A 17,666-nucleotide genomic window follows, 5' to 3' on the forward strand; every position below is an offset into this window, starting at 1 on the left:
TTCGATATTCGCCGCCTTCACGGGCCGGCCGGCCGTTCGAAGATGCGGCGGCTGATGTCCGCCGACGCCGCCCAACCGGCCTCGGAAAGGTAACGGACCGGAGCCCGGCCGCACAATTCCCACAACACCGTGCGTCGCTGCGGCCAGCGCAGCGACGACAGCCATGGCGCGATGACCATGTTGAGCAGGTCTTCATTGCCGATGCGCGACAGGATCGGCTTAGCCCGCTCCGACAGAAGCGTACCGGTGCCGCCGAGCAGCACATCGGCGGAACGCAGGCCGAGCAGCAGCGTGTCCTCCAGCCCCTGGCTCACCGCCGCATCGAGCACACGCTGCTGATCGGCGTGGCCGAGACGGCTGGCGCTGGCCCTGATATCGCAGACGTAGCCGGCGCAAGGCTCCCGGTTGAACAGTGCCTTGGCGACGCTGATGCAGGCCAGCATCAGCGTGTCGGCAGCCGACGTGAACGGGACTTCGGCGCCGGTGATCTCGACCAGCCGCTTTCGCCGCAGGAACCCGTCAGCATCGCGCGGACTGGGCGAGCCGGGCTGCTGAAGCCGGTAATGAAGGTCGACAGTGGATGATTTCGACCCATTGCCACGGATCATGTGCTGTTCGCCGAGGAAGCGGACCCACCAGACCGAACGCGACTTGCCCGATACTTCGTAGCCGATCGAGCGTAACGCTTCGCGTGCCTTCAAGAACCCGGCAGGCGAAACCAGAATATCGATATCGCCCGAGGGTTTCATGAAATGATCGTCGTAAAGCAGATGCTGCTGGAACGGCCCTTTCAGGAACACGAAATCAATCCGCCTGTCGAGCAGCGCCTCGTGAATGGCGATCGAATCCATTAGGCAGGCGGCGTTCATCGACACCGTCCTCCTGCGATAGGTTTCGAGCCACTGGAACAGTTCGGCCGGCCTCTCATGCGCCGGCGTACGCGACAGCGCCTTCAAGACGAAGGTACCGACCTTGTTCAACCTGGCGATATCAGTGACGACAGCGTCGGAAAGGCCCGGCGTCCACGTTTCACCGGCCGAGGCGGCCGGCCCCGCGAAATACAACCGTAAGCAGGCCCGCACATAAGCGATCTCGTCGGCGCAGTCGGTGGCGCGCAGTCTTTCATAGGAGCTTTCCGGCAAGGCCATTGAGCGCACAGTCTCCAAAAAGCGGTTTGCGCGAAGCGTATGCTGCAGCTGCTAAGCAAAGCATCGTCAAAAACGGCGGCGCCGTAAAGCCTTTCCTTTCGCAGTGCGAAATTTTACAACCATAGCGTTTGCCGGCTTCGCGGAAGGGGACGAGATGTATGGACGAATTCCTACCCTAGCGCAGCGCTTCGGCCGGGCCATCGATGGGATCAGCTGAAGTTGAGTATCTTTCGGCGTTGTCCAATGGCAATGGCCAAGCATGGCTTCCTATTGTTTATGTAAAATCAATGGTTTACGGAATCTCCTGTGACGAGGGGCAATCACACCCGGCTTCATCTCGAAAGAGGTGGATTTCTTACACGCGGGGTGACGTCCGCAACCCATAATTGATTAACGACCGGTAAATCAGGCTTGACTCATAAATGTTGCTGTGCAGCTATTGCGATGCAGCATGAAAGTGCTGACGGCAATCGACAGGCCGTTTCCAGTCCTTATGGAGAGTAAAATGGAACAGAATGTTGAAAAGCATGAGTACGAAACGCCAAACCTGACAGTACATGGTTCAATCGAAACCATTACCCAAGGCGGTGGTGGCAGCACGGCAATCGACGCGTCGTTTCCCGCGCACACCCCGATTGGCGACCTGACGTTCTCCTGAGACCAGCCTGATTCTGGAGGAATGACGTTGGGCCTCCGGGATCGAAGACAATGAAATGGAGCCGGGGATGAAAATCCCCGACTTTCCATTGAACCTGATGACGCGTAGACCGTGTGTTGCAAACGAGGTTTTAGGATGAACTGGAACCCATCCGAGCACGATTGCGTAAAGGCCACCAAGGACGCCGTTGCTTGCGAATTCGGCGATGGCCTCGCGCTTCTCAACCTGAAGTCCAATATCTATTACAGCCTCAACGGTGTCGGCGCCTTCATCTGGGAATTGATCCAGGAACCCAAGCCGATCGCGGACATCCGCAGCGCCGTCCTCGCTCGCTACAATGTCGACGCCGAACGCTGCAAGGCCGACGTCGACGCATTGCTGAAAGGCCTGGCGGAAAACGGGCTTGCGAGGCTTGAGCATGAGGCACTCGTCTAGGCAGGCGTCGCAGAAGGCCATGGCTGTGCGGCAAAGAGCTGTGACGCAGAGAAATCCCCGGCCGATGAAGCAGCGGCCTGGCAGGCGCAGCCTGGCCAGGATCTTGTCCTTGAGCGGCTCGGAAGCGCTTTTCCTGTGCCGCTGCCTGCTGGTGGTCACGACCGTCCGGCTCGGGCTGACATTGTTCTCCTACAACCGGGTGCGTGGGATGGTGACGCGGCTCAACGCGCACCAGTGTGCCAGCATGGGCGAGTTGCGGCTCGTCGCCTGGGGGGTTGCCGCCGCAGCACGGTTCGTTCCGGGCGCCACCTGCCTGACCCAGGCGCTGTCGGGCCAATACCTCCTCGCGCGCCAGGGCAATGCGTCGAACATCCGCATCGGCATCGAGCGCGGCACGGGCGAGCAATTGAAGGCGCATGCCTGGCTGGTCAGCGATGACCACATCGTGCTTGGCGGATCCGTCGATGGTTTCGCCCACCTGATCGACCACGGCAGCCGATGAGCGGCGTAGCCGGAATCCTGCTGCGACAAGGCCCCGCGCCGGCTGAAGCGGCGAGCGACATCCAGCAGATGCTGGCGCGCATGCGCCATCGTGGTCCCGACGGAATCTCGTGGTGGCAGGACAGCGGCGTCGCGCTTGGCCATGCCTGGCTCAACACCACCGACGAAACCGGCCCCGGCCCGCTGACCATGGCCGGCGGCAAGCTGGCCATCACCGCCGATTGCCGGCTCGATAACCGCGACGAGCTGCTCGCAAGGCTCGGCATCAGGGACAACTCAGTCGCCGATGCGGCGTTGCTGATGCGGGCCTATCTGCGCTGGGGTGAAACGTGCCCCGTGCATCTGCAAGGCGACTTCGCCTTTGCCATCTGGGATGCCGAGCGGCAGCTTTTGTTTTGCGCGCGAGACCATTTCGGGGTCAAGCCTTTCTATTACCACGCAGCGGAACGCCGCTTTGCCTTTGCCTCCGAGATCGGGCCAATGCTCGGCCTCGACGGGGTCGGTGCGCGCCTCAGCGAGCACCGGATTTCGGGCTTCCTGGCCGGGCTGCCCGATGACCCGCAGTCCACGCCCTACAGCGACATCTTCGCCCTGCCGGCGCGTCACAGCCTCACCGTCGCCGCGCAACGTCTGGTGCTGCGCCGGTACTGGCAGATCGAACCATCGCAGCGAGCACGGCGGCCTGATGCCGCGGAGGAATTCGCCCATCTGTTCGCGCAATCGGTCCGCAACCGCATGCGAGGAAGTCCGTCGATCGGCGCGATGCTGAGCGGCGGCCTCGATTCATCCTCGATCACCTGCGTGGCGGGAGTGCAAAATGCGGCCGAGCGCAAGCCGAGGCTACCGACCTTCTCGCTCGTGTTCGAAAAGGGTTCGTCGATGGACGAGCGCCCGTTCATCGATGCCGTGCTCGATCAGCAGAAGGCCGATCCCACGTTCATCCCAGTCGGCAATTATGCACCCTTCGCTGAATTCGAACGGGTGCTGGAGGAACAGGAAGGCACGTTCCTGGCGCCGGGCCTGACGCTGACCCGCGGTATCTATCGGACGGCTGGCGCCAAGGGCATCAAAGTGCTCCTCGACGGCCATGGCGGCGACGAGGTCGTTTCACAGGGACATGGCCATCTGCACGAGCTTGCCAATGGCGGCAGGTGGCTGGACCTTTGGCGCGAGGTCCGCAGCGCCTCCAACACCTATGGCGACAGCACGCTCGGCCTGTATTTCCAGTTCCTGACCATCTACGGGCCGGCCTGGCGGATCGCCAGGCTGAGACAGCTGGGGAACCGAGCCCTGAACAGGATGCGCAGGCCTGCCCGATCGAAGCGTGGCCGCAGCTGGCGCGACCTGATCAATCCGGACCTTGCCAGGCGAACCGAGCTCATCGACCGGTTCCATCGGGCTGGCTACATGCCGCCCGGCGTCCAAGCCAGCGACGCGCTCAGCCACCGCTGGATCCTGTCCAACGGCTATGTTCCGCACTCTTTCGAAGTTTTGGACAAGGCCGCCGCCAATTTCGGCGTCGAGCCGCGGTATCCCTTCTGGGACAAGCCGCTGGTGGAATTCTGCCTGGGGCTGCCGGGCGAGGAGAAGCTCCGTCATGGGTTTGGCCGCTACGTGCTGCGCCGGGCCATGGAAGGCATCCTGCCGGCGGCGGTACAGTGGCGGCGCGACAAGATCGATTTCACCGCCAATCTGGTCAACGGCATGGTGCGCAACCATCGCGACCTGCTGGAGCAGTTGCTGGTCGGCGATGCGGGTCGCATCGCACCCTATGTCAACCTGCCGGAAGTAAACGCCGCCTATGCGCGGCTGCTGCGCCAGCCGGACCAGGCGGCACCGCTCGATGTCCAGTATGTCTGGCGCTCGGCGTCGCTGTCGCTGTGGCTGCGGCAGGTCCAGCATGGCGGGAGCCCCGCATGATGTCTCGCCATGAGCCGTTCGCCGGCGATCTCGACCGTCTTCCCAACCGCGACAGGACAGCGGGAGAACGAAGTTACTACCGCGCCTACGGCCTGCTCATCGCGTCCGACGTGTGGCTGCCCGAACTGGAGCCGGCGGACCCGGCAACGGCCGACATCGAGATCGTCATCGGCCCGATCGATATGCCCGAGCCTTCGGCGAAGGCAGCGACCGTCTTCCGTTTCGAGCCTGGCCGGCAGTATCTGGCCTGGGAGGCCGTCGGCGCATTCCTGATCAGCGACGCCCGCCGCATCGATGTCCAGCCGGCGCCCGGCGTCGACGACGCCTTGCTTGCCTTCCCGTTGCTGGGGCCGGTGCTGGCGCTGCTGCTGCACCAGCGCGGCCTGCTGGTGCTGCATGCCAGCGCCATCGCGGTGGCCGGCAGGGGCGCCATCTTCATGGGCGACAAGGGCGCCGGCAAGTCGACGACGGCAAGCGCGCTGATCCGGGCCGGACACGACCTGCTCACCGACGACGTCGTGGCGCTCGATCTCACCAACCCGGACGAACCGATGATCGTTCCGGGATTTCCGCAGATCAAGCTTGCCGCCGATGCCGCGGCGGCAATCTCGCTTGGGCAAGCGCAAGTGCGACCGCAAGTGCATCCGGCAATCGAGAAGATGCAGCATCGCCTGCACGGCGCCTTCTCCGGCAACAAGGTGCCGGCGGCCAGGATTTACATCCTCGAGCGCGGCGAAGGGGCCGGGATCACCCTCCTGCCTCAAATCGCCGCCTTGCCAGCTATCATCAAATTCTCCTACGTGACGCGGTTTGGCCGCGCGGCGCTCTCCGGCGATTTCGCGGCGATGCATCTTCGCCACTGTTCAGCGATCGCTAACCATGTCGGCGTGTGCCGGCTGGACGTTCCGACGGGCATCGACAGGATCGGCGAGGCTGTGGCGCTGATCGAAAAGGAATTGGCTGGCGATGCCTAGGTCATCGGTCTTCAGCCTGTCGCTGTTTCGCGATGTCGCGACATTCGGCGCGGTCATTGCCCGGATCGGTGGACGACGAACCTGGACGGCGCTGCTGTTCCTGATCCTCGGCAGCCTGACGGAAGGCGTTTCCATCCTGCTGCTGGTGCCGCTGCTGCACCTGGTCGGCCGTGCCGACCAGGATTTCGCGGTAAGGCTGCCCAATATCGAGTTTGTGCGCTGGCTGGTGCCCGGCGGAACGCTGCAGCTGACGACGGTGCTTTGCGCGCTGGTCGGGCTTGTTGCCGTGCAGGCAGCCTTCAACCGCTTCAAGTCGGTGTACATGGCAAGGCTGCTCTTCGATTTCATCAACCGCTTGCGCATGAACCTGTTCGAGAGCATCGGCAAGGCGCGCTGGGGCGTGTTCACGCGCATGCGCGGCTCCGATCTCGACCATGCCCTGACCGGCGACATAGACCGTGTCCAGGGGGCGGCTTTTGCCCTGCTGATGCTGGTGCAGATCGCGGTGCTGCTGGCGGGCTATCTGGTGATTTCCATGTTCATCTCGCCGGTCATGACGGCGTTTGCCGTCGTCATCGGCATCGTCATGTTCATAGCGCTGCAGCCATTTCGCTCGCGAGCCACCGCCTTCGGCCGGATCCTGACGACCAATCGCCAGGACCAGTACCGCACGGTCTCGGAATTTCTCGGCGGCATCAAGGTGGCCAAGAGCCTGAACGTCGAGGCCAGCTATTTCGCGCAGCTGCAGGTCACGCTCGAAAAGATGAAGGCCGACAATATCGCCTATGTCCGCAACTCTTCGATCGGCACCGCCGTGTTCCAGGTGGCGAGCGTCGTGGGCTTGAGCGTCTTCATCTATGTGGCGTTGGTCCGCTTCCACCTGTCGCTGGCCGAGATCGTCGTGCTGCTCCTGGTCTTCATGCGCATCGCGCCGCGCTTCATGGACATGCAGACGCAGGCCCAGCAGGTGCTGATCAACCTGCCCGCCTATACGGCAATGCGCAACCTGCAGGCGCGTTTCGACGCCGAACGGGAGCCTGGCCACGTCGAATCCACGGATGCCCGCAAGCTGACCCTCGATACGGGGCTGAACATTCGCGACGTCTCCTTTGTCTATGACGACGGCGCCGGCAAGGCAGTGGTGAGCGACATCACCTTCGGCCTTCCGGCCGGCAAGGTCACGGCGCTCATCGGCCCGTCCGGGTCAGGCAAGAGCACGATCGCCGACATGCTGCTCGGGCTGCTCGAGCCGACCACCGGCAAGATCCTCGTCGACGGCGTCGAGCTCGATGCCGGCAATCGCCGCCGCTGGCGCGATCAGGTGGCCTATGTGCCGCAGGACGTGTTCCTGCTGCATGATACGATCGCAGCGAACCTGCGCCTTGCCGCGCCCCAGGCCAGCGAGGACGACTTGTGGAAGGCACTGCGCGCCGCTCACGCCGGCGATTTCGTGGACCGACTGGACCTGAGGCTGAATACCGTGGTCGGCGACCGCGGCGTGCGCCTCTCGGGTGGCGAGCGCCAGCGCATCGCGCTGGCACGCGCGTTGCTGCGCAAGCCGTCACTGCTCATCCTGGACGAGGCGACAAGCGCGCTCGACTGGCAGAACCAGTCGCTTATCGCCCGGTCGATCGACGGCCTGCGCGGCGCAATGACGATCCTGACCATCGCGCACCGGCCGTCGATGATCGCCTTCGCCGACTGGGTGGTGGCGATGGAGGATGGTCGTGTGGTGGAGGTCGGGCAATATCAGCGGTTGAAGGCGAAGCCGGGGAGCCGGTTGTCCCGGATGCTGTCGGGAGAACAGTCGGAAACCCAACCCGCCGATGTGGCCTGAGGACGATGATGTCCCCGTGGATCTAATGCAGCCCCCGCCGGACGCTGCCCAGCTTCTCGCCCTCGGGCACTTCGGTGGAGTTCTGCTTTCTCTCGGCTTCGCGCAGCCTGTCGGCCAGCGTTGGCGCGCTCCTGGCGATCATGGCATAGACGACCGCGAAATAACCGGCCTGGATGACCACCGCGCAGATGATGACACGCAGCAGTGTCGTGCCAAGCGAAGCTCCACCCAGCCAGGACCAGGCGACGACGATCGCGAGCGCGAACAGCATCCCAACGATGAATTTTGGAAGCGACATACCCAACAGCCCATAAACCGGCTCGGGTATATCCAACGATAGCCCCACCCGAGCGCCGTCCCTTGTGATGCGGGCTTGTTAAACCACCCGCTCTCGACCGGTTGCTTCCGGCCTTTCAACCTGTCGCCACCGTGACAGGTATAATTTGCAATTCTATTAAGGCGAGCAGAAGGCGGCAAGGGCAACCGCACATATTTTTGATTGCGCTTACGCGTTCGATTCTGCCATGCTGCAACGCACCCGGCCGCATTTCACTCAACCTGCAGCCATTGCAGATCTGGAGTACAACCCATAATATTAGATGGTATTTTAGGTGAATAGTCCAGAATATAGCATCGTCAGTAAGGACTCGTATGCTCTGGATCCCGACACTGGGAACGCGCCGCCCACAAAACGCCCTAAAAACGCCCGGATTTTTTTATGCTTGCCCATTTATTGTCACAAATGTGCTAAACATTTCGAAATTTGTGCAGCGCGAGCTTATTATTTAGTCAATTCATGACGCGACTATTTCAGTGGCGTGGGAAATTGTGTGTTGCGCTGCAGCATTTTTTTGGTATCGTGCGGTAAACCATTCGTTCAACGCATGGAGTTTCCGTATGAGGGATATTGCCAAGTCGGCCACGGCGGGGTTTTCGCAGGCCGACACCGACTTTCCGCCGCCGATCGGCGGCCTCATCAAGCGGAGTTTCGACATCGTCGGTTCGCTGGCTGGACTGATCGCGCTCAGCCCGCTGTTCATCATGATAGCGCTGCTCGTCAAATTCTCCGATGGCGGATCGGTTTTCTATGGTCACCGTCGAATCGGGCGCGGCGGACGGCTCTTCTCCTGCCTCAAGTTCCGCACCATGGTTCCGGACGGCGACAAGGTGCTGGCAGCCTATCTCGCGACCAATCCAGAGGCCAATGCGGAATGGATAGCGACCCGCAAGCTGAAGAACGATCCACGCGTCACCCGCGTCGGAACGGTGCTGCGCAAGCTGAGCCTCGATGAATTGCCGCAGATCATCAACATCCTCCAGGGCGACATGAGCCTTGTCGGGCCTCGCCCGGTGGTCCGGGACGAACTGGAAATCTATGGCAGCGCGGCTGTCTATTATCTGAAGTCCCGGCCCGGCCTGACCGGCCTGTGGCAGGTCAGCGGCCGCAACGACGTTTCCTATGACAGCCGCGTCGCGTTCGACCGCCACTATGTCGAGAACTGGTCGCTGTTCGAGGACGTTCGCATCATCATCAGAACAGTGCCGGCCGTCTGGATGTCGCGCGGCTCTTACTGATCGGCCGGCAGGATCAAGGCATCCGGCGGCAAGCTCATCGGGCGATGGGGCTAAAACGGATCGGAACGCTCAGTTGAAGATAGACATTTTCGAAGCCTTTGGCAGCGGCCCGTTTTCCGGCCGCTCGCGGCTCGTGGCGACCTGCCTTGCGATGTCGCTTGCTTTTCCCCAGATGGCCGCCGCCGACGATTACCGTCTGGGCTCCCAGGACAAGCTCACCATCCGCATCGCCGAATGGCAGACCGTCGAAAGCACGTTCCGCGACTGGTCGTCGGTCAATGGCCAATATACGATCGGCCCGGCAGGCACGCTGTCGGTGCCTTTCGTCGGCGAATTGCCGGCGGCCGGCAAGACCACGGCGGAGGTCGCTGCGGCGATCTCCGAGGCGCTGCAGCACAAGCTCGCTTTGTCGGACAAGCCCGAAGCCTCGGTCGAAATGGCACAGTTCCGCCCCTTCTACATTTCGGGCGAGGTGCAGAATCCCGGGCAATTTCCGTTTGTGCCCGATCTTACGGTGCTGAAAGCGATCAGCGTCGCCGGAGGCATCAGGCGCAACGCCGACTACGGTCCCCAGCTCGGCAAGGACCTGGTCACCGCCAAGGGCAATTTCGATATCTCCGACGACCAGCGCGTTCGGCTGATCGTCAAGCGCGCCCGCATCGACGCCGATATGGCCGGCAAGACGAGTTTTGAGGCACCCAAGGAGGTCGAAGGCGATCCGCGACTGCCGACCATCGTCGCCGACGAGATGACAATCCTTACCGCCGACCAGAAGGCGCTGAAGCTCAAGCTCGAGGCGCTCGACGATCTCAAGGGTGTGCTGCAGGCCGAGATCGAATCGCTGCAGAAGAAGATCGTCAACCAGCAGAAGCAGGTCGACCTGGCGCAGCAACAGCTGGCCAGCATCGGTCCACTGGCCCAGAAGGGCCTGGTGGCCAATGCCCGGCTTCTGGATTCGCAGCAGTCCGTCACCGACCTGCAGGGCAAGATCCTGGACTACGAGACAGCCATCCTGACCGCCAAGCAGGCGATCAGCAAGGCGACGCAGGACGCCATCGACGCCCAGAACACCTTGAGTTCGAGCCTCGCCGCCGATCGCCAGCAGACCGAAGCCGACCTGAACGAGGCCGCGCTGAAGGTGAATATGCAAAAAGGCCTGATAGCCCAGGCCACGGATCCAGCGACGACGGCCGCCATCACCAACGACCAGCAACCTACCTTGCTCTATTCGCTGGTGCGCAATGTCGACGGCAAGACCAGCGAAATCGCCGCCAAGGAAGACACACCGGTACTGCCTGGCGATGTGATCAAGATCAAGCTGGCGCCGCTGGCCAGCCAGTAGAGACGCGGAAGGTCGCGCGGCCAGCCGCGTTCGATCCATAGCGCAAGGGCCTTGAGCCTCCGCCAAGCCTGCTTGGCGGAGGTTTTTGCTGATATATTTTCAGCACCGGAAACCAGAATGGCTGTTGACGCAATCCCGAACGGAACCGCTACGCGGTTTTCCTGCGATGGCTTTAGCGGACTCTCATCATTACTCGGCTGCCGCGGGACGGTGAGGCCAGGCTGCCTGTCCGGCCTTGGCATCCGCCGGCTCGAAAGCCGGCGACCATCGCGTGCGGGTGACCGGCAGCCTCGCCAGCTTGAAGAAGCTGAAATACATCAGGAATGAACCCATGATGTAGGGGTTGAGTATCTCGACCTCGACGAAGGAGCGGATGAGCAGCAGCACCATCACGCCGATCAGAACCACCGATTCGGCCTGCCATGTCTTGAAGACCACCGCCGCGATGTGGCCGAGGAGCGTGCGCAGCATGATCAGCGATATCAGCACCGCCCCGGTGAAGCCGAGTTCGACAAGGGCTTCGACATAGGTGTTGTGGAAATGGAAGCCGGTGCGGGTGCTGATGTAGAATTCGTTCCACAGCCGCTCCGCCTCGGCAAAGCCCTGCACCCAGTAGGCGGCATAGCCGACGCCAAGGATCGGCGATCGCATCGCGGCGTTCCAGCCCTGCTCCCACAGATAAGTCCGCCCGGTGAGCGTCGAATCCTTGCCGAAGATGCCAAGCACGAAGTCCATGAGCCCGAGATTGAGGGCGACGATGGCCACCACGACGATCATGCCGGCGCCGACCAGGAAGATCACCCGGCGGTAGCGTCGCGACAAAAGCTTGCTCATCGCAAGAAGCGCCACCAGCGCCAGAACCGCCGGTATCGAGGCCATCGAGGTGGCGGAATGCGAGACGACCAGCACATAGGCCGACAACAGCACGACCGGCACGGTCAGCATGAAACTCAGCCGGCCACGCCGAAGGAAAGCAAGGAACACGACCGAGAAATAGATGCCGAGCGAGCCGACGAAGCCGATCTGGTTCTTGGAGGCGAAGGCGCCGACGAAATTATAGGTGCCGTCGAGGACGTCCTCGGAATAGGCGCCGACTTTCAGCGAATAGAGCAGGACGAAGAATATGCCGACCAGGGCGCCTATTGTCAGGGTGCGCACGCTGACGGTGCGTGCGGCGACATAGGCGCAGGCGATATGGGACAAGTACTGGACCGCCGTTCTGGCGGTGACGCCGGGCGCCTGCGACCAGAATATGGAAAAGCAGACATAGGCCGCGAAGAGCAGCGGCAGCCAGGCGCTGGACAGTTGCCGCAGGAAACGCCGGTAGTCGACCAGGATAAGCGGAAGCCAGACGGCATAATAGGCCAGGATCAGCACCTGGCCGAAAATGACGGAATAGGAGAACGCCCAGATCGAAACGGCAACGGCAAAGCTGCCATAGACCGAATTCTTCTCGGGATCGACGAGCAGGGATTTGGGAATTTTCATCTCACGGTCCCGTCGACACGACCCAGGACCGGCAGGCCGCAAACCAGCCGGCATATCCGCAAACAGGGTCGTACAAGAAACGGCGCCTCCATTGTGCAGTGCAATATAACCTATCGCACCCCGTGCTCAATGGCAAATCCGGTCACCTTGTCTTACAGCGCGGCGATCGCCGAGAGATCTCGGCCGTGGACGGGCCAATCGGTCATGTGCTCCGACTGCCCATCAGGAACGAGGCGCGTCCCTTGAGGTTTCCTTAGTCCATGCGCATGCCTAAATCGGCCTCGCCGTGGTGGGTATGGTGGAAGCGCTGCGCGACCAACTCGAAGGAACCGCGCCATAATCCGGCCGATTGGCCCAGACGATCCGGCCGCATGCCGGCTTGAACTCGGTCGGCGGTCACCTCACAGTCCCAGGACCGGCCAGCACGCGGGCGGCTTCAGCCAACATGACCAGGGGGAACACATGCCAATGAATTTCGCGGGGCGCTTCTCAGGCCGGTCGGCGGTCATCACCGGGGGCGCCTCGGGCATCGGACTGGCGGTCGCGCAGAGGATCGTCGACGAAGGCGGGCGCGTCTGCGTCTGGGATCGCGATCCCGCACAGATCGAACAGGCGAAAGCCATTGTTCCCGGCCTGCGTGGAGTGACGTTGGACGTTGCGGATGCGGCAAGTGTGGAGGTCGCCGCACGATCGACGATCGACGCCTTCGGCGCGGTCGACATACTGGTCACCAGTGCGGCCATCACCGGCCCCAACATGACCACCTGGTCCTATTCGGTCGAGGACTGGCGTGGGGTCATCGACATCAACATCAACGGCGTCTTCTACTGCAACAAGGCGCTGGTGCCACACATGCTTGAGCGCAACTATGGCCGCATCGTCAACATTGCCTCGATCGCCGGCAAGGAAGGCAATCCCAACGCTTCCGCCTACAGCACCTCGAAGGCGGCGGTGATCGGCCTGACCAAGTCGCTCGGCAAGGAACTCGCCAAGACCAAGGTGACGGTCAATTGCGTGACGCCGGCCGCCGTTCGCACCGCGATCTTCAAGCAGATGAAACAGGAGCACATCGATTTCATGCTCTCCAAGATACCGATGGCGCGGTTCGGCGAGGTCGAGGAAGTGGCGGCGCTGATCTCATGGATCGCCTCGGAGGAATGCTCGTTCACCACGGCCGCTGTGTTCGACGTCTCGGGCGGCCGCGCCACCTACTGATGCACTACAAATCCGCGTGAGCAGGCAACGATATGCCATCGCCGACGTATAGTCGGTGATGGAAGGTGTAGAAACGGCAAACATTTCAGACAGTTCCACGGGTGTGACCTTCCGCTGCGACCTCTGCGTCCAAGGCGAGGAATTCCCCCACTTCTGGGAACATACGGTCGGCAGCGGCCACGCGACGCTCGCCCTGCGCGCGGACTGGCAGGCGCAGATGCGCCGGGCGCATGACGAACTCGGCTTTCGCCATGTCCGTTTTCACGGGCTGCTCGATGACGACATGGGCACGCTCATCGACCAGGACGACAAGCCGCTCTATTCGTTCTTCAATGCCGATCAGATCTTCGATTTCCTGCTGTCGATCGGCATGCGCCCCTTCGTCGAGCTGAGTTTCACGCCGACGATGCTGTCGTCGTCCGGAAAGATCGTCTTCCGTTATCGCGCCAATGTCAGCGCGCCGAAGGACTACGACCAGTGGTCGACGCTGATTTCGAAGCTCGTCGCTCACTGGGTTGATCGCTACGGCCTCGACGAGGTGCGGCAATGGTTCTTCGAGGTCTGGAATGAACCCAATCTCGAGGCGTTCGGCAGCGGCAAACAGGAGGACTATTTCAAGCTGTATGCCTACACGGCAAGAGCTATCAAATCCGTCGACACGCAGTTGAAGGTCGGCGGACCAGCCACAGCCGACAATGCCTGGGTCGATGAGTTCATCGCATACTGTGGCCAGAACGGTCTTCCCGCGGACTTCGTCAGCACGCACCATTATCCGACCGATGCCTTCGGCCAGCCTGGCGACGACACCGAAGCCCAGCTCTCGAAAAGCATGCGAAGCGTCCTGCGCGAGGAGGCGCGCACCGCGCGACGGCAGGCAGGCGACCGTCCGCTCTACTACACCGAATGGTGCACATCGTCGAACCCGCGCGATCCCATGCACGACGAGCCCTATGCCGCCGCCTTCATCGTCAAGACGGTCATGGAGGCGAGAGGGCTGGTTCAGGGCTACAGCTACTGGACCTTTTCGGATATTTTCGAAGAGAATTATTTTCCATCCCTGCCCTTTCATGGTGGTTTCGGCCTGATGAACCTTCACGGCGTAGCCAAACCGGCTTACCGTGCCTTCGAAATGCTGCATGGCCTTGGAACCGAAATCCTCTCGACTCAAGGCAATCATCCCACCGTCGACAGTTGGTGTGTGCGCGACGGAAATTCGTTGACCGTGCTGATTTCCAACTTCGCCTTGCCGCGGCATCCGATCGCGAACGAGACCGTGCAGATTCAACTTGAGAATGCACGGCGGCCCGACATGGTAACCATCCGACGCGTCGATGCGGTAAATGCCAACCCCAAGGCGCTATGGGTGACAATGGGAAGTCCCGATTACCTGAGCCGAGCAATGGTAGAGCATTTGCATGCGGCCTCGGCGATGCCGAAACAACCGCAAGCGATCGCCTTCAGCGATCATGCCGTTCTGTTCGATGTCACCGTACCTGCGCAGGGCGTTGCTGCCATCAGGCTGGAGTTTTTATCGATTGCTTAGAGCAGATCCCGCCGCGCTGGCCGATGACGAACTGCTGGACCGCTGTCAACGCGCCGCCTTCGGCTATTTCCTGGAGAACGTGAACCCCGACAATGGGCTGGTCGCCGATACGTCGCGGCCCAGTTCGCCGTGCAGCATCGCCGTCGTCGGTTTTGCCCTGTCCTGCTATCCGATCGGCGTCGAACGTGGCTGGATAACGCGCGACGCGGCTGCCCGCCTGACCCTTGCGGCGCTACGCTTTTTCCAGACCAGCACGCAAGGCAGCGGTCACGACGTCACCGGCCACAAGGGTTTTTACTACCACTTTCTCGACATGAGGAGCGGCTTGCGCGTTTGGCGCTGCGAACTGTCGATGGTGGATACCGCCCTGCTGATCGCCGGCATGCTGGTGGCGAGCGCGTATTTTTCCGACGACAACGACGACGAAGCCGAAATCCGCCTCCTGGCCGAGGCGCTCTACAGGCGCGTCGACTGGCGATGGGCGCAAGGCAGCAGCCCGACGCTCCGCCAGGGCTGGAAGCCGAGGAGCGGCTTTCTGCATTATGGCTGGGAAGGCTATAACGAGGCGACGATCCTCTATGTGCTGTCGATGGCTTCTCCGGACCGCCCGACCTCGGACGACAGCTACGAGGCCTGGACGGCGACCTATCAATGGGAAAACATCTACGGCCACGACGTGCTCTATGGCGGGCCGCTGTTCATGCACCAGTTCTCGCATGCCTGGATCGATTTCGCCGGCATCCGCGACGCTTTCATGCGGGAGAAGAATTCGGACTATTTCGAAAACAGCCGCCGCTCGACATACCTTCACCGCGACTACGCCCGGCACAACCCTTACGGCTTTGACGGCTATGGCGAGAATTTGTGGGGTCTTTCGGCCGGAGACGGACCGGGCGGCTTCCGCGCCAGCGTGGAGCGGCGGACCCACCCGTTTTCCGGCTATGCCGCGCGCGGCGCGCCTTTCGGACCGGATGACGGGACAATCGCGCCATGGTCCTATCCGGCGTCGCTGCCTTTCGCGCCGGACATTTGCCTGGCGGCGCTGCGTCACCTCGTCGATCGTTATCCGGAGGTTCTCGACGATTTCCGCCTGCCGAGCGGTTTCAACCCGACATTGGCCAACCGCCGCAAATTCGGCCGCAACGGCTGGGTCTCGGAAGGCCATTACGGGCTCGACCAGGGCATCGCGGTGATGATGATCGAAAACCACCGTTCCGGACTGATCTGGGGGCTGATGCGTTCCAATCCCCATATCCGTCGCGGCCTGGGCAAGGCGGGTTTCACCGGCGGATGGCTGTCGCGGCCGGTACCCGGAGGGCGCGATGTCGCGTGAACCGAAGAGAGCCGCCGTCTTCCCTGTCGACAGCAATGATGTCGAACTGATCAGGGGCGCGCATCCCGCGCACTGGAAGAACCCGACCCCGAACGGCCCCTACAATCTCGTCGTCATCGGCGCCGGGCCGGCCGGGCTGACCGCCGCGCGTGACGCCGCGAGCCTTGGCGCGAAAGTCGCGCTGATCGAACGCGGGCTGATCGGTGGTGCCTGTGTCAATGTCGGCGGCATCCCGTCGAAGTCGATCATCCGCACGGCCAGGCTCTATGCCGATATGCGCGATGCCGAGAGCTTTGGCGGCGACCCGCCAGACCACCTTCGTGTCGACTTTCAACGGGCGATGACACGGATGCGGCAGATACGGCAGCGGATCAGCCGTGCCAATGCGGCCGTTTCCGTCGCAGCCGAGGGCATCGACCTCTATTTCGGCGAAGCGCGCTTCGCCGGACCGGACACCGTCGTGGTCGCGGACAGGACCCTGCATTTCAAGAAGGCATTGGTCGCGACGGGCGCGCATGCGAGCGGGCCCGCGATTCCGGGGCTTGCCGAGGCCGGTTATCTCGACAACGAGACCATGTACGACCTTACGCAATGCCCGCCGCGGCTCCTCGTCATCGGCGGCGGGCCGCTCGGCTGCGAGACGGCGCAGGCTTTCTGCCTGCTCGGCGCCAAGGTCATCCTGGCGCAGAGCGATCCGATGTTCCTGCCCGGCGAGGAGCGCGACGCCGCGCAGATCCTTTCGGATGCGCTGGCGCGCGAGGGGATCGAGGTGCGGCTGAACACCGAAGTGGTGGCGGTGCGGATGGAGGGCGAGAAGAAGGCCGCCGACCTGATGCGGGATGGCGACACGACGACGATTACGGTCGATGAGATCATCACTGGCGTCGGCCGTTCACCTAACGTCGATGGCCTGGGCCTCGATGAAGCCGGCGTGGCCTATGACGCCAGCGGCATCAAGGTCGACGATTATCTGCGATCCACCAACCCAAATGTCTACGCGGCGGGCGACGTCTGCCTCGAATACAAGTTCACCCACACCGCCGAGGCAACAGCGCGCATCGTCGTGCGCAATGCCCTGTTTCGCGGCCGCGAAAGGCTCAGCGAACTCGTTATCCCCTGGTGCACCTATACCGATCCGGAGATCGCCCATGTCGGTCTCTATCCCCTGGAGGCGCGGCGCAACGGCATTCCGGTCAAGACCTATACGGTCCTGATGCACGATGTCGCCCGCGCCGTGATGGACGGCGAAGAGGAAGGGTTCGTCAAGATCCACGTCAGGGAGGGATCCGACCGCATCTTGGGGGCGACGGTCGTCGCCAGCCATGCCGGCGAGATGATCAATGCCGTGACCCTCGCTATCCGTTCGGGCATGGGATTGCATGCGTTGGCCGATGTCATCCATCCCTTCCCGACACAGGCGCAAGGCATCAAGATGGCGGGCGACGCCTACCGACGGACACGGTTCACTTCATTGCGCAGGCGCCTGGCGGCCCGCTGGCTGGCCTGGTCCAGGCGATAAGCCTTTGCGCTCGGTCCCAGCCGGATCCGCATTGCGACCGATCCGCAAGGCAAGCGCGCCGGGCATCAGACTGTGATCCAGCGCTTGACGAAAGCACGGTTCGGCTAAACAAGTCGAAGCTGATTTCTGTGGCTGCGGGGGCCTCGTTAATGTCGTCCGAGAAAGAGCTTGCGCAACT

15 protein-coding genes are annotated in these 17,666 nt (G+C 62.3%); 12 read left to right on the top strand and 3 right to left on the bottom strand.

The features are described from left to right. Nucleotides 1-17: 17 nt before the first annotated feature. On the bottom strand, nt 18-1,148 hold the full coding sequence (locus tag LB555_RS12175; protein WP_140614938.1) for a nucleotidyltransferase family protein: 1,131 nt from the start codon (nt 1,146-1,148) through the stop codon (nt 18-20). Nucleotides 1,149-1,653: 505 nt separating this feature from the next. Between LB555_RS12175 and LB555_RS12180 the strand changes: the two genes are divergently transcribed. From LB555_RS12180 to LB555_RS12205, 6 genes are all read left to right on the top strand, one after another. Further along, nucleotides 1,654-1,806, top strand: coding sequence for a lasso peptide (locus LB555_RS12180; RefSeq protein ID WP_015314225.1), 153 nt, complete (start codon nt 1,654-1,656; stop codon nt 1,804-1,806). Between the two features lie 135 nt (nt 1,807-1,941). Next, the gene (locus tag LB555_RS12185) at nt 1,942-2,241 is read left to right on the top strand and encodes a PqqD family protein (RefSeq protein WP_015314226.1); all 300 of its coding nucleotides are present in this window, start codon (nt 1,942-1,944) and stop codon (nt 2,239-2,241) included. Nucleotides 2,242-2,350: 109 nt separating this feature from the next. Beyond that, complete coding sequence (locus LB555_RS12190) at nt 2,351-2,743, top strand: lasso peptide biosynthesis B2 protein (protein WP_224584338.1); 393 nt, start codon at nt 2,351-2,353, stop codon at nt 2,741-2,743. Next, nucleotides 2,740-4,662: a lasso peptide isopeptide bond-forming cyclase gene (locus LB555_RS12195; protein ID WP_224682963.1), complete on the top strand. Its 1,923-nt coding sequence runs from the start codon at nt 2,740-2,742 to the stop codon at nt 4,660-4,662. Before LB555_RS12190 ends, LB555_RS12195 begins: the two co-directional genes overlap by 4 nt. Continuing rightward, nucleotides 4,659-5,636, top strand: coding sequence for a serine kinase (locus LB555_RS12200; protein ID WP_224682964.1), 978 nt, complete (start codon nt 4,659-4,661; stop codon nt 5,634-5,636). Before LB555_RS12195 ends, LB555_RS12200 begins: the two co-directional genes overlap by 4 nt. Beyond that, on the top strand, nt 5,629-7,473 hold the full coding sequence (locus tag LB555_RS12205; protein WP_224682965.1) for an ABC transporter ATP-binding protein: 1,845 nt from the start codon (nt 5,629-5,631) through the stop codon (nt 7,471-7,473). The genes LB555_RS12200 and LB555_RS12205 overlap by 8 nt, the downstream gene beginning before the upstream one ends. 22 nt (nt 7,474-7,495) lie before the next feature. On the opposite strand, the gene LB555_RS12210 is transcribed toward LB555_RS12205, so the two are convergent. Further along, nucleotides 7,496-7,771: an exopolysaccharide production repressor exox gene (locus LB555_RS12210; RefSeq protein WP_224682966.1), complete on the bottom strand. Its 276-nt coding sequence runs from the start codon at nt 7,769-7,771 to the stop codon at nt 7,496-7,498. Between the two features lie 599 nt (nt 7,772-8,370). On the opposite strand from LB555_RS12210, the gene LB555_RS12215 reads away from it, so the two are divergent. Both LB555_RS12215 and LB555_RS12220 read left to right on the top strand, forming a co-directional pair. Next, nucleotides 8,371-9,048: a sugar transferase gene (locus LB555_RS12215; RefSeq protein WP_015314232.1), complete on the top strand. Its 678-nt coding sequence runs from the start codon at nt 8,371-8,373 to the stop codon at nt 9,046-9,048. 85 nt (nt 9,049-9,133) lie between these two features. After that, complete coding sequence (locus tag LB555_RS12220) at nt 9,134-10,390, top strand: polysaccharide biosynthesis/export family protein (RefSeq protein WP_181173994.1); 1,257 nt, start codon at nt 9,134-9,136, stop codon at nt 10,388-10,390. A gap of 189 nt (nt 10,391-10,579) precedes the next feature. Here the strand turns inward: LB555_RS12220 and LB555_RS12225 are convergent, their stop codons facing one another. After that, entirely contained in the window at nt 10,580-11,878 is a 1,299-nt protein-coding gene (locus LB555_RS12225; RefSeq protein WP_140791599.1) for an O-antigen ligase family protein, read from the bottom strand. Between the two features lie 462 nt (nt 11,879-12,340). On the opposite strand from LB555_RS12225, the gene LB555_RS12230 reads away from it, so the two are divergent. Genes LB555_RS12230 through LB555_RS12245 form a run of 4 tightly spaced genes read left to right on the top strand, consistent with a single transcriptional unit; the run spans nt 12,341 to nt 17,488 of the window. Next, nucleotides 12,341-13,093, top strand: coding sequence for an SDR family NAD(P)-dependent oxidoreductase (locus LB555_RS12230; protein WP_015314235.1), 753 nt, complete (start codon nt 12,341-12,343; stop codon nt 13,091-13,093). Nucleotides 13,094-13,151: 58 nt separating this feature from the next. After that, complete coding sequence (locus LB555_RS12235; protein WP_224682967.1) at nt 13,152-14,636, top strand: GH39 family glycosyl hydrolase; 1,485 nt, start codon at nt 13,152-13,154, stop codon at nt 14,634-14,636. Beyond that, a complete protein-coding gene (locus LB555_RS12240) occupies nt 14,629-15,969 on the top strand; it encodes a glucoamylase family protein (protein WP_224682968.1) in 1,341 nt (446 codons plus the stop codon). The genes LB555_RS12235 and LB555_RS12240 overlap by 8 nt, the downstream gene beginning before the upstream one ends. Beyond that, on the top strand, nt 15,959-17,488 hold the full coding sequence (locus LB555_RS12245) for a mercuric reductase (RefSeq protein ID WP_224682969.1): 1,530 nt from the start codon (nt 15,959-15,961) through the stop codon (nt 17,486-17,488). Before LB555_RS12240 ends, LB555_RS12245 begins: the two co-directional genes overlap by 11 nt. The last annotated feature ends 178 nt before the right edge of the window (nt 17,489-17,666 follow it).

Source organism: Mesorhizobium sp. BR-1-1-10 (genome assembly GCF_020165595.1).
In the GTDB taxonomy this organism is placed as follows: Bacteria; Pseudomonadota; Alphaproteobacteria; order Rhizobiales; family Rhizobiaceae; genus Mesorhizobium; species Mesorhizobium australicum.

Coding starts and splice junctions, on each gene's coding strand:
- LB555_RS12175 (WP_140614938.1), bottom strand. CDS start 1,148: ATGGCCTTGCCGGAAAGCTCCTATGAAAGACTGCGCGCCACCGACTGC.
- LB555_RS12185 (WP_015314226.1), top strand. CDS start 1,942: ATGAACTGGAACCCATCCGAGCACGATTGCGTAAAGGCCACCAAGGAC.
- LB555_RS12180 (WP_015314225.1), top strand. CDS start 1,654: ATGGAACAGAATGTTGAAAAGCATGAGTACGAAACGCCAAACCTGACA.
- LB555_RS12225 (WP_140791599.1), bottom strand. CDS start 11,878: ATGAAAATTCCCAAATCCCTGCTCGTCGATCCCGAGAAGAATTCGGTC.
- LB555_RS12230 (WP_015314235.1), top strand. CDS start 12,341: ATGCCAATGAATTTCGCGGGGCGCTTCTCAGGCCGGTCGGCGGTCATC.
- LB555_RS12200 (WP_224682964.1), top strand. CDS start 4,659: ATGATGTCTCGCCATGAGCCGTTCGCCGGCGATCTCGACCGTCTTCCC.
- LB555_RS12210 (WP_224682966.1), bottom strand. CDS start 7,771: ATGTCGCTTCCAAAATTCATCGTTGGGATGCTGTTCGCGCTCGCGATC.
- LB555_RS12195 (WP_224682963.1), top strand. CDS start 2,740: ATGAGCGGCGTAGCCGGAATCCTGCTGCGACAAGGCCCCGCGCCGGCT.
- LB555_RS12205 (WP_224682965.1), top strand. CDS start 5,629: ATGCCTAGGTCATCGGTCTTCAGCCTGTCGCTGTTTCGCGATGTCGCG.
- LB555_RS12245 (WP_224682969.1), top strand. CDS start 15,959: ATGTCGCGTGAACCGAAGAGAGCCGCCGTCTTCCCTGTCGACAGCAAT.
- LB555_RS12235 (WP_224682967.1), top strand. CDS start 13,152: ATGGAAGGTGTAGAAACGGCAAACATTTCAGACAGTTCCACGGGTGTG.
- LB555_RS12215 (WP_015314232.1), top strand. CDS start 8,371: ATGAGGGATATTGCCAAGTCGGCCACGGCGGGGTTTTCGCAGGCCGAC.